This is a genomic window from Aetokthonos hydrillicola CCALA 1050, from assembly GCF_017591665.1.
Taxonomy (GTDB): domain Bacteria; phylum Cyanobacteriota; class Cyanobacteriia; order Cyanobacteriales; family Nostocaceae; genus Aetokthonos; species Aetokthonos hydrillicola.
Map to the genome: position 1 here is coordinate 144430 of NZ_JAAKGC010000001.1, position 12340 is coordinate 156769.

11 protein-coding genes are annotated in these 12340 nt (G+C 41.1%); 2 read left to right on the top strand and 9 right to left on the bottom strand.

Annotated features, from left to right (window positions below):
• Window positions 1-188: 188 nt before the first annotated feature.
• Entirely contained in the window at window positions 189-536 is a 348-nt protein-coding gene (locus G4P69_RS00555) for a hypothetical protein (RefSeq protein WP_208341507.1), read from the top strand.
• 509 nt (window positions 537-1045) lie between these two features.
• On the opposite strand, the gene G4P69_RS00560 is transcribed toward G4P69_RS00555, so the two are convergent.
• The 5 genes from G4P69_RS00560 to G4P69_RS00580 form a co-directional block, all read right to left on the bottom strand.
• Window positions 1046-4321 (bottom strand): CHAT domain-containing protein, encoded by a 3276-nt coding sequence (locus tag G4P69_RS00560; protein ID WP_243902366.1) that lies wholly within the window; start codon window positions 4319-4321, stop codon window positions 1046-1048.
• Window positions 4293-4679, bottom strand: coding sequence for a COG3415 family protein (locus G4P69_RS00565; RefSeq protein WP_208341506.1), 387 nt, complete (start codon window positions 4677-4679; stop codon window positions 4293-4295). Before G4P69_RS00565 ends, G4P69_RS00560 begins: the two co-directional genes overlap by 29 nt.
• A 76-nt stretch (window positions 4680-4755) precedes the next feature.
• Window positions 4756-5970 (bottom strand): CHAT domain-containing protein, encoded by a 1215-nt coding sequence (locus G4P69_RS00570; protein ID WP_208341505.1) that lies wholly within the window; start codon window positions 5968-5970, stop codon window positions 4756-4758.
• A gap of 34 nt (window positions 5971-6004) precedes the next feature.
• The gene (locus tag G4P69_RS40170) at window positions 6005-7231 is read right to left on the bottom strand and encodes a tetratricopeptide repeat protein (RefSeq protein WP_208347969.1); all 1227 of its coding nucleotides are present in this window, start codon (window positions 7229-7231) and stop codon (window positions 6005-6007) included.
• Window positions 7232-7398: 167 nt separating this feature from the next.
• The gene (locus G4P69_RS00580; protein WP_208341503.1) at window positions 7399-7704 is read right to left on the bottom strand and encodes a DUF433 domain-containing protein; all 306 of its coding nucleotides are present in this window, start codon (window positions 7702-7704) and stop codon (window positions 7399-7401) included.
• Between the two features lie 80 nt (window positions 7705-7784).
• On the opposite strand from G4P69_RS00580, the gene G4P69_RS00585 reads away from it, so the two are divergent.
• Entirely contained in the window at window positions 7785-8363 is a 579-nt protein-coding gene (locus tag G4P69_RS00585; RefSeq protein WP_208341502.1) for a Uma2 family endonuclease, read from the top strand.
• 76 nt (window positions 8364-8439) lie between these two features.
• On the opposite strand, the gene pstB is transcribed toward G4P69_RS00585, so the two are convergent.
• The 4 genes from pstB to G4P69_RS00605 all read right to left on the bottom strand — a co-directional run bounded on the left by pstB (window position 8440) and on the right by G4P69_RS00605 (window position 12198).
• Entirely contained in the window at window positions 8440-9270 is an 831-nt protein-coding gene (pstB, locus tag G4P69_RS00590) for a phosphate ABC transporter ATP-binding protein PstB (protein WP_208341501.1), read from the bottom strand.
• A 74-nt stretch (window positions 9271-9344) separates the two neighbouring features.
• A complete protein-coding gene (gene pstA / locus G4P69_RS00595; RefSeq protein WP_208341500.1) occupies window positions 9345-10232 on the bottom strand; it encodes a phosphate ABC transporter permease PstA in 888 nt (295 codons plus the stop codon).
• A gap of 5 nt (window positions 10233-10237) precedes the next feature.
• Window positions 10238-11179: a phosphate ABC transporter permease subunit PstC gene (pstC, locus tag G4P69_RS00600; protein WP_208341499.1), complete on the bottom strand. Its 942-nt coding sequence runs from the start codon at window positions 11177-11179 to the stop codon at window positions 10238-10240.
• 20 nt (window positions 11180-11199) lie between these two features.
• A complete protein-coding gene (locus G4P69_RS00605; RefSeq protein WP_208341498.1) occupies window positions 11200-12198 on the bottom strand; it encodes a PstS family phosphate ABC transporter substrate-binding protein in 999 nt (332 codons plus the stop codon).
• Window positions 12199-12340 lie beyond the last annotated feature (142 nt).

Here is a 12340-nt window from a genome sequence, read left to right on the forward strand (position 1 = left end):
TTGATTTTTCCCACTTCACATTCTCTCTTTTTTGTCAATCACTATTACTTGACCGACGCCCTAGTTTATCCATCAAGGGTCAGGACGAATTTCCACAATTTTTTTCGCGAATTTTCGGATATTTTCCGCAAAATTGGGAACTTATCTACTAAATATTTCTTTCTGCTACTGGTTATTAGGAGTAAAAAATGGCGCTATCACCTTATGAAGAAAATATTCTCACTTTTGTTTATGTAATAAAAAACCAACCCGAGCTTTTCACAGTAGAAACAGGTACTGAGTTACTAGAGTTACTAGAGAAACTTCCAGATGATGTAGAAAAAATTTCAAATGAAATTGCCCTCTGGTGCGAAAATCACCCCCAAATTCTAGGTTCGATTCTTGAGGTACCTGTTGAGGACTTAAACAGTGTGCGAGGACCAAACGGTACTAAACCTTCCCTCACAGGTCAGGAAACAAAAAGCATTATTGGAAATGAGGTGCGCCAAAACATAACCGAAAAGCACTCACCCCCTAAAACAGACAAAGATAAATAGGTCTTCACTGACCGATCACGCAAAATTTTTATTTACTCGTATCAGAGAGTTATTGTATCGTACTCTGTATTACATTGTGAATGCGGAATGTCGGTTATAAAGAAGAGTACTCAAACTCATCCTAACAACTGGTTTCAATAGACTTTTCCGGAAAATTCTAACCCCGTCTGTACAAGGGTTTTAAACGTTGCCTATACGTCTTCAATCAACCTAGTAATAAGGATTTGATATAGTTGATGATAGTTTAGAGACAAAAAATAGGGGTTTCAAATTTTGATTGCCAACATGATTTATTATGCTATTTTTTCCGTAAAAACTATATATTGTAAGTATTATGGTTTATAAAGATAAAATTTTACGTTCTCTCTTTTTAAGAATTTAATTCCCGGACGGGTCTAATTGTAACTTATATTTTTCAACCCATTTTTTCAAATTACTCTTGGTCAAATTATTTTGATTCTTTGTTTATGTCTTAGCTGTTGTGCCAGCATACTTTTTCTCTATTAAGACTAACCAACAGCACAAAACGCTGCCCAGTAGAAAGGTAATTTAAAAAGTTTAGTATCCGGCTCCAACGGATAAAGACGACGACGCAAACTCACCCTAACTGCTGGTTTTAATGGTAACTGGTTTTCTTGAATCCATTTTTCCAAATCCCCCTTGGTCAAATTTTTTAACCAGAGTTGAGCTTGATTGAGCGCCAAAGCCACAGGCAAACCATCGTGTAGGTTTTGATAAAACTTTAGCATTAAAAATGCTGTGGATAAGTCATCCACTGTCCAGAGGGAACTGACGACGCTAAAAGCACCTGCATATAGGAAACCACTGGGTAAGCCAATATACTCGTCGCTCGTATTGCGAAAATCAATCAATCCGGTTTCGCAAGCAGATAGAGTGACGAGACGACATTTTTCTAGATTTAGAGTGAAAATGCTATCTAAAGTAAGACACTTGTTGAGGTCAAGTACGCTGCCTTTTTCCAAACTGAGATAATTTTCTGCATCAGGTTGTGTGGGTGCAGAATCCAGGTAGCCATTGGCTAGGATGAGGGCAGATTTGCTCGGTTGGGTAGTGTTAAAGTAGCCGTGACAGCTAAAGTGGACGCAGTGGACGCTAGCGAGAGAAGTATTATCAATTGCTTTTAGTGTTGCTATTTGCTGTTTAAGGATATTACTGGTATTGAAATAGCTTTGTATGGTTTCAACTTCAATATCAGTATATGTGAGGTCGCCTGTGGGGTTTTTGACTGCAAATAGGTGAGTAAATTCCGGGCGTTGTCGAGTTTGGGCGAGTTGTAATATTTGACAGCTGGGGGCGTAGCTGACTCCTGAAGAAAATCTCTCAAAAAGACTGGAGTCTCCCGCCAAAGGCAATGCATGAAGTGGCAGCAAATGCAAGTACCGATGGGGAATTATAATTAACTGGTCGCACTCTGTGGGAATGTGCTTAATAATTTCATCAATGTGCAGAATTTTTGCCAGCAGATGCAGACGGGTAGTTAGGCGGCACTGCCAATGGGATTTTTGATTACTGTAGGCTTTCAAATAGCTATTTGCCCAATTCTCTAATTTTTTCGGGTTTATCGAATCGTCTGGTAAAACAATCGGTTGTTGCGTTGGTTTGGTAATAATAAAGACAAGTAGCTTATCGCTTGTAATATAAAACTCAACAATTGCAGTGCGATCGCTCAAAGTTGACCGGAATGGCTCAAACACAAAACCAGAACCAATGGACAGGTATCGATTTTGCAATTCGTTGCGCTGCTGTCGAAGTTGTTGGAGATGTTGGGCTAGTGCAGTTGGCTCTTCTGCTGTGGCATTTTGAAGTTGGTACTGACTGCTGGCGATTTCATCTCGAAGTCGATCTAGTTGAGTGACAGCGTCTGCGGGGAAAATTGTGTGGCGATCTTTCGTGAGGATAAGTTCTACCAGGTTACGGTTTTTGCTGCGTTCGACGTATTCTATAGCTTGGTCGCAATAGTCCAATTCTAGGCAAACTTCGACTGCACCTTGATAAAGTTTGTTCCATTCTTCAGCTAGTTTTTGTTTATCTGCTTCTATTCCAGAACCAGAAACTATCTCTGCACGCAGATAATTTTCTAGGGTATCAATAGCGGCAGCAAAAGCGGTGTAGGCATTGTGGAACTGCCGATCATCTTTGTAGGCTAGACCCAAGTTCCATTGGGTTTCAACATAGTACTGGGAAAAAGCTTCACGGGTGCGTACCTCTAAAGCTGCTGATAGACAAGAGATCGCCTTTTGTAAATTTTCTGCTTTTTTGCCAAAAATACGGTTGCGGTAGGCGTTACCAAGATTGTTTTGCGTTCCTGCCCATCTTTCAGAGAAAGTTTCACGGGTGCGTACTTCTAAGGCTGCTTCATAACAACTAATTGCTAATTCCAAATTGTCTGCTCTTTCTCCCCTAAGACGAGCGTCATAAGCAGTACCAAGATTGTTTTGGGTTTCTGCCCACTCTTCGGGGAGAGCTTCGCGAGTACGTACCTTCAAAGCGTCTAAGTGATGATCGATTGATATTTCCACATTTTCTGCCCTGTTCCCTCGTACTCGGTAAAGGTACACTTCTCCCAAGTTATGTTTAGTCATAGCCCAATCCAGTGGCAGAGTTTCACGGGTGTATACTGCCAAGGCAGAATTGTAGCAACAGATTGCGGCTTCTAGATTTTCTTCTCTTTTTCCTCGAATGCGTTGAAGGTAGGTGACACCTAAATTATTTTGGGTTTCTGCCCATTGATCGGGTACAGTTTCACGAGTACGTACTTTCAAAGCACCTTCATAATATTTAATTGCCTCTTCCAAATTTTCAGATCTCTCTGCGCGAAGACGGTAAAGGTAAGCAGTGCCTAGATTATGCTGAATTGCTGACCAAGTTTTGGAGGCTGTTTTGCAGTTAAGTATCTCCTGTGCAGCTAGTAAATGGCGAATTGCTAGTTCTAAATTCTCAGCCCTATCTTCACAAAGACGGTAAAAGTAAGCAATGCCCAGATTAGATTTTGTTTCTGCCCATTTTTCAGGAAATGCTTCGCGAGTGCGTATTTCCAGAGCTGATAAGTAGTACCCAATTGCTAGTTCTATATTCTCTGCACGTTGCCCTCTGATGCGTTTGTCATAGCCAATGCCCAGATTATCTTGGATTGTTGCCCATTGTTGAGGAAAAGCATCGCGTGTAAAAACATTGGCAGCAACATTATAGCCTGTAATCGCAATTTCCACATTAATAGCTGGGTTCCCCAGAGAGAAATCAGAAATCAGGATACTGAAGTTCACGATATCTGCGGCGATGAGCTGGGCTTGATCTATAGACATCTCCGACAAACCCATTCCCCAATTATACAATAACTCAACTAAATTATCATTCAACAAGTTTAAATTCGCATTCAAAAGGGAGTAGACAATTTCTGGATTATTCTGACTATTTGCTGTTAAGTTTAATATTTCTTCTAAAAAGCTAAAATACTCTCCAAGGTTAGCTGTTTGTAGTACGTCCTGTTGGTTAGTTGACTCCTCCACAGGATTTTCGGACACTAACAATGCTTGAGATATCTGATGAGCCAAGTAATCTAGGAAATCAGCATTATTGTTGTCACCTCTGTGATGCAGAACCTTTACCACCTGTTTTATTATCTCTACCAAGTCTTCATCAATCAACTCTGGGTTAGCTTGTAAAATCTCTATTTCCTTGCCGTTGGGACAGATCAACAGTTCGTTAATGAAATTAAGATAGGCTTCTTGGCGTTGTTCATCCATCATCATTGACCGTACAAACAAGCTGCGGTGTTCTTATCATCCTGTTTACATATACTTCTGCTGCTTCTACCATTATTTCTAGCAAGCCGACATCAATCAGGTGTGGGTTAGCTAGCAAAACCTTTAATACTCCCTCATGACCGTCAACCAGCCCCAGAGGACTTTTTTCATTGTAACGACGAACAATCCTCCTTACCCAAGCAGCACTCAAGTCGGTAATTTCCGCCACTTGTTCCACTTTCACCGGATTTCCTGGTCGGCTAAGCAAGCAAATCACTAGCCATCGGGTGCGTTTTGCTCCGTTTCGACAACGACAGTAGCGACGCGTCAATTCTGCATACTCCAAGTGCGGCACAATTTTTATTCGTGGGCGCGGCATAGTTAACGGCACTTTTTAATCTTCCATCAAATAATACTATCTTTGGCAACTTCGTATTATTATAGATATTTCGTTATCATTGACCGATTGCACAAAACGCTGCCCAATAGAAGGGGTTTTGAAAAGGTTTGCTGTCAGGAACTCTTCTAAAGTAGTTTTTCTGTGTAGGGTCTAGCGGTAATTGCTTTTCTTGAATCCATTGCCAAAGTTCCCCCCTAGAAACATCTCGGAGCCAAAGTTGAGCTTGGTTAAGGGCAACAGCTACTGAGACCCGCTCTTGTAAATTTTCGTAGAACTTCCCCATTAAAAGGGCGGTTGATAGATCGTTCACCGTCCAAAGGGAACTAACAGTACTAGGAGTACCTGCGACTAGAAAACCACTGGGTAAACCAATATACTCGTCACCCAATGAATTGAAGTCAGTTAACCCAGTTTCACAGGCAGATATACTCACCAAACGGCATTGCCTAAGATCGAGGGAGAATATATCTGCCAAAGTCAAGCATTTTTTTAGGTCGATCGCTCCGCCGTTTTTTAAGATCAGATGGTAAGTTGGGTCTGGTATGTCCGGTGTAGGAATGTTACAATCTGCTAGTAGTAGGGCAGATAACAGAGGTTGGTTAAAGTTAAAGTAACCGTGACAGGAGAAGTGAGCGCAATGAGCGGTGCCAAGTGAGTTTTGGACTAGTTGATTGCGATCAAGATTAGCTTTGTTAGCATCTTTTTTCACCAGAATTTGCTTAAAGCGGAAATGCGTCTGGATTGCTAGGACTTCTAAGTTAGTGTAAGCAAGGTCTTCTGTGGGGTTTTGGATAGCAAAGAGGCTATCGAAGTTAGGTCTATGTCTTGCTCGTGCTTGTTGTAGTAGTTGACAACTAGGAGCATATTTAATACCACCTGGGAATCTTTCGAGGAGGCACTGGTTATCAGTGAGGGGCAAGGCGTGGATGGGAATTAAATGCAGGGCACGATAGGGAATCAGAATTACCTGATCATGGGTTTTCGGTATCAAGGAGATTATGTGGTCTAAATTCAAAATTTTGGCGAAATCTTGCAGGTAAATAGGCAATTGAGTAGTCCACCCCCCTTCTTGCCGATAATGAGCTATATACTCATCAAATTTAGCTACCAGATTCTTTAGGTCATCAGGGGAAGATGAACACACAATTGGCTTATGGGATTGATGAGTGATGATAAAGGTTTGGAATTTTTCTGCGGTAATGTACCATTCAATGATAGCCGTGCGTTCATCCAGCATCAACCGAATATCCTCAAAGCTGATGCCTTCCACCTGTTGGATCGGTTTGAATGTAGGGTCAATAGGCTTAATCTCTTGGGTTATGAGCTGCTCTAGCTCCTGCTGTAATTGATTTAGATGAGTACGTTTTGGTGTAACATCTGCTGTTGAAAAAGCGAGGTTTTGGCTCTCTAACTAGGGTAAAGACTTGCGATGCAGTTTCGTATGCTGCAATTGCCATATCTAGGTTCTGTTCAGGTTCGCCGCGAATCTGCTCAGTGTAAGCAACACCTAAGTGATATTGGGTTCTAGCCCAGTTGTCGCGGAATTCCTCTGGAGTATAAACTTGCAAAGCAGCTTTATGAGCAGCGAGCGCCTTTTCTAAATTTTCTGCCCGATCTCCCTTGATTCGTTCTCCGTAGACAGTCCCCAAATTGTCCTGAACCATCGCCCATTGTTCAGAAAGACCTTCTTCTACACAGACTTGTAATGCTGCTTCCAAACAGACGATTGCTCGCTCTATGTTGTTTGCCCTACTGTCCTTTAACCGTTGGTAAAAAGCTGCGCCCATATTGTTTTGAGTCATCACCCAATCAGCTGGAAACGACTTACGATTACGGACTTGCAATGCTGCGCGGAAGTAGCTGAGTGCGATTTCCAAGTTTTGTTGTCGATCTCCGTGAATGCGATCGCTGTAAGCAACGCCCAGACTGTTCTGCACTGTAGCCCATTCTTTTGCAGAAACATCGCGGGTAAAAACGTTGGCGATTATCTTGTAACCTGCAATAGAAATGTCCAAGTTTGCAGCTTTGTCACCCAGTGGAAATTCCTGAATCAAGTTGCTGAAATTTAGAATACCCGCTGCCAAATCGTGTCTTTGCTCCTGCCTTTTTGATAGATCGTCTGTCCATAACCGACACAACACATCTGCTAAGCTTTCATCTAATTTGTCTAAATTTGCTACCAGTAGTGGATATACTAGTTCCTTTTCACGGGTTTTGTGATTGTTGCTCTCGCTTATTTCTATCAATATATCCAATAAAAAATTTCGTTTTCTTATTGTTATTATAGACTCTAGTTGTTCATCGAACTGAACTGCCAAACTTTTTAAAAAATTAGCATTATCCCAATTGCCTTGTTCTGCTAAACTGGCAGCTACCTGTTCCATTTGCACCACCAACTCAGCATCAATCAGGTTTGAGTTAGCATTCAAAATCTCTTGCTCTTCACCACTCGAACAATTCAAAAGCGCTTCTATTAGCTTCAAATATGAGCTAGACTGATTGTCCCTCTGGTTATTTTCTGTGTCTGCCACTTGATTAAGTACCCCCTTAAATTGCTCTGCCACCGAAATTTCCAATTACTGCTGCAATGCTCTAGGCTTGTTCTGGTTCCACTTGGTATAGGACGTCCATTACAACCTGACGGCTAGCTCATGCACTTAAAGAAATCTCTTGTTCTAGTTCCAAGACTGCTAGATTCTCACGAACCGATCGCTTGATCGATCTTTTCACGATTTTGCTCATAATAATCCCAAGCAGAACTGAGATCAGCCGCAGTCAACCCAGGATAGTTTGCCAGTAATTCGTCGTCTGGGGCACCCTGTTGACGGTATGCTACTAAAGTCGATACTGGAATCCGCGTGTTCCCAAACCGCGCCTGTCCTCCGCAAACTCCTACTGTACTCTGAATCGGATTTTGCAACATCTGTACATACGTCAATGCCTGATCAACTAGCTCGTCTGGCAGGTTTGCAATTGCTTCGAGTAGTTGAGACCTCTTACTCATGACAAAACCTCTGTTGCTCATCTTATCCTAGCGCGAAATCCTATCATGAATGTAGATACTATTGGGAATTTCATAGTTGTATGAATAGTTCGCGTCTCAATATCCCCGAAAACTTAAAAGTCACATCAGAGCAATTTGCACTCCTAGCAGCTGCAAACAGAGACGTACAGATAGAATTAACAGCCACAGGACAATTAATTATTATGCCCCCTACAGGAGGAAATACTGGAAAGCGGAATATAGATATTGAAGGACAACTCTGGTTTTGGAACCGCCAAGCAAAACTTGGTGTTGCTTTTAACTCGTCAACAGCTTTTAAACTTCCTAACGGTGCAGAACGCTCTCCCGATGCAGCTTGGGTGATTCAAGATAGATGGAGTGCACTCACACCAGAAGAACAAGACACCTTTCCGCCGCTTTGTCCTGATTTTGCCATTGAATTACGTTCTAAAAGCGATAATATAGAACCCCTACGCAAAAAAATGCGAGAATACATCGATAACGGACTGCGTTTAGGTTGGTTGATTGATACAAAAAATAAAAGAGTAGAAATCTATCGCGCTAATCAACCAGTAGAGGTGGTGGATAATCCTACAAGTTTATCAGGAGAAGATGTTTTACCTGGGTTTATTTTAGATTTACAGGCTGTATTTAGCTAGTACAACAAGGCAGAAGTCAATTTCGTTTCAGCGCCCCTTGTACTAGCCGAAAATACAGGACCTATCCACTGTACAATTAACCGAAGCGTCCACTGATATATTCCTCAGCTTCTTTAGTGCTAGGAGAACTGAACATTTGCTCGGTAGTAGTGAACTCGACTAGTTGTCCGCTGCGTTTACCATGTTCATCTGTTTGTGTGTTGAAGAAAGCAGTCCAGTCTGCTGTGCGAGAAGCTTGCTGCATGTTGTGGGTGACTATGATAATTGTGTATTGCTCTTTGAGTTCTATGCACAGTTCCTCAACTTGACGAGTTGAAATTGGATCAAGAGCAGAGCAGGGTTCATCCATTAGCAAGACATCTGGTTTCATGGCGATCGCACGCGCTATACAAAGCCGTTGCTGCTGTCCTCCAGACAAAGCTGTTCCCTTAGATTTTAGTTTGTCCTTCACTTCATCCCAGATGGCAGCTCGTCTAAGTGATTGCTCTACCAATTCGTCCATATTGCCCTTATAACCATTCATCCGTGGTGCAAAGGCAATGTTTTCATAAATTGACTTGGGAAAAGGATTTGGTCTTTGGAAAACCATTCCCACTTGACGCCGTAATTTTACCGAGCTAACCTGAGAGTCATAAATGTTTTTGTTCCGATAGTGGAGCCTTCCCTCAACCGTAGCTCCAGGGATCAAATCATTCATTCGGTTAAAGCAACGTAATAGAGTACTTTTGCCACAACCAGAAGGACCAATAAAAGCGATTATTTGTTTCTCAGGAATTTTCATATAAACATCCCGAAGCGCCAAGAAACCGCTATAGAAAACCTTAACTCCTTCAACATCAAAAACTGATTTTTCGTGTTGCCTTTCGACTGTGTTATCTAGTTGCCCTTTAGCATTGTTGTATGTCATGATTTCTTATCTGTTGAGATTCCTGAAATTTGCCAAACTTAATCTGAAATATTTCTACCTAAAAAACTGCTATTTTAATTAAGTACCGAATAACGTTGCCTAATATAGATTGCTATAGCATTCAATGCTAAAATCACGAGCAGCAAAACAATGATTGTTGCTGCTGCTGCATTAGCAAAACCCTCTTCGGGACGGGTGATGTAGGAGTAAATTTGGATTGGTAATGCCATAAATCTTTGAAACAACCCAGGGTTAAACGTTAGAAAACTTACGGCTCCAACCACAATCAGACATGCTGCATCTCCAATCGCACGAGAAACGGAGATAATTACCCCAGTTAATATCCCTGGAATGGCATATGGTAAGACATGGTTACTAACGGTTTGCCACTTCGTTACGCCTAAACCGTAGGAAGCATGTCTCAGAGACTCTGGAACTGCTCGAATAGCTTCTCTAGATGTCACAATAATAACAGGTAAAGATAGCAAGGACAAAGTTAATGCCCCAGAAATTAAAACAGGACCAAAGCCTAAAAGATAATTAAAGACACTTAAACCTAGCAATCCATAGACAATTGAAGGGACTCCAGCCAGATTGGTAATATTAATCTCAATAATATCAGTCCACCAAGTTTTAGGTGAATATTCCTCCAGATATAAAGCTGCTCCTACACCAATTGGTACAGCAACCAAAATCACTATAAGTCCTAAAAGGACGCTACCAAAAATAGCAGGAAGAATACCTCCTTGATCTGGGAATCGGGAGGGTGTTTGGGTCAAAAAACCAGGAGTTAAAAATCTAGCTAATCCATCTTTGCTAATCTCAAAAATGAGAAGAGCTAGGATAAATAAACCGATGAGTAACCCAAGCAAAAAAACATATTCAAATATTTTACCTAGCCTTTCCCTTGGCTCTACATTCGGGGTAAATTCTTGAGAATTATCTGAAATTGAGGTAGCCATGTTTATTACTCGTATTTTTCTTTGAAGCGATTAGAAAACCAATGACTGAAAATGTTTAAAGCCAAAGTTATCAAGAACAAAACAGATCCTACAGCGTATAAGGTGTCGTAGTTGAGACTATTACGAGGGCTATCTCCACCAGAGATTTGAGCCATGTAAGCTGTCATTGTTTGTATTGACTCCATCGGGTTCAGAGTCAGTTTTGGCTGTTGTCCAGCAGCAATTAGGACAATCATTGTTTCACCAACTGCTCTAGAAATGCCTAGAATAATTGAGGCGATGATTCCAGAAAGAGCAGCAGGAAGAACAACTTTGATTATAGTTTCTAGTTTAGTTAGTCCTAATCCGTAAGCGCCTTCCCGTAAAGAGCGAGGAACGGCTCTAATAGCATCTAAGCTGATAGAACCAACGGTGGGAATAATCATAACTCCCATCATGATCCCAGCACTCGTGGCGTTGAATATTTCTAGTGGTAAAAAATTTCTTAGCAACGGCGTTAAAAATAACAGAGCAAAATAGCCGTTAACGACTGTGGGGATTCCTGCTAGCAATTCGACGGCTGGACGTAAGATGGCTCCTATTTTAGGTTGAGCATACTCGCTTAGATAGATAGCGGAGGATAACCCGAGAGGAATCGCAACCAACATCGCGATCGCCGTCGTCAGAAATGTACCATTAATCAAAGGCCAAATACCAAAATGTTTGTCTGCAAACAGAGGTGTCCACTGGGTATCAAACAAGAAGTCAGTAATAGGAACCTTTTGGAAAAACTCCAACGTCACTTGAAAGATAATCGCGATAATACCCGCAGTTGTGAGTACCGAAACTAATCCGCAGGAGAATAAAATGACCTCAACAGCTTTTTCTTGGATGTCATCGGATGCACTTTTATGAAGCGATACCCTGTTTTCTTGATTAAGCTCGTCTGTTTGATCTAGGTTTTCCATAGCCTTATAACAGTCATTTTTTAAATATATTTTGTAATAGGCTGACCAGGTTTCGCATCTTTAAACTTGGAACCTGTTTCAGTTGAAGAAAATTTTTGTTTTATCTTGGAATAAGCCTCGTCAGTTAGTTCAACATAGCCAGATTGTTCTACCCATTTTTTAGAGTTGTCTAAATAGAAATTAACAAACTCCCTGACTACCGGCTTGCCGTCCAAAGACTTCTTGCTGACGTATATAAATAGAGGACGAGACAAAGGTGTGTAAGTATTTGTAGCGACTTTCGATGGAGGATCTGGTACTTCACAATTTCCTTTTGGGGTTTGTACAGCAATTAGTTGTAGTTGAGCTTTCTTTGCTAAATAATAAGAAATCCCTACATACCCTAGCGCACTCTGATCACCTGAAATTCCTTGTACAAGAACGTTTTGATTTTGAGTGGAAGTGTAGTCTGTACGACTGGCTTTTGCTTTCTTATTAACAGCTTGTGTAAAATAATCAAATGTTCCCGTATCGGAAGAAGGAGCATAAAGCGTTAGTTGCTGATTAGGAAAGTTTGGATTGACTTGATTCCAGTTTTTTACTTTATTTTTTGATTTTGGACTCCAAATCTTGCTAAGTTCTTCAATTGACAAGCATGTTACAAACTTATTCTTTGCGTTAGTAATGACAGCAATTCCATCGAGCGCTACAGGTAACTCTACAAAGTCAATTCCCTTCTTTTTACAACTTTCTATTTCTTCTTTTCTAATAGCCCGTGAAGCACCAGCAATGTCGATTTGACCAGAGCAAAACTTACTCATCCCACCGCCAGTACCACTAAAAGCGACGCTAATTTGGGCATTCGGTTGCACTTTTTTATATTCTTCCGCAACGGCTTGATGCAGTGGATAACCTACCGTTCCACCATCAATACTTATTTGCTTCTTTTGCTGCTCCGCACCACTACAGCCAGTCGTACTGAATGTGACAAGCATCAGTAACGTGGGGAAAAATCGAATATTATCATGCAGTACTTTCATGTAAATTGAATTACTTTTTTGTTGTAAAATGCGACATTATAAGGTTTTAGGGACAACCCCTTAACAAGAGTTGCCCAAAAATGAAATTCAAGTTATAAAAAAACAAGATTTTACGGATTAAACATATTATTTCTAACGCTCT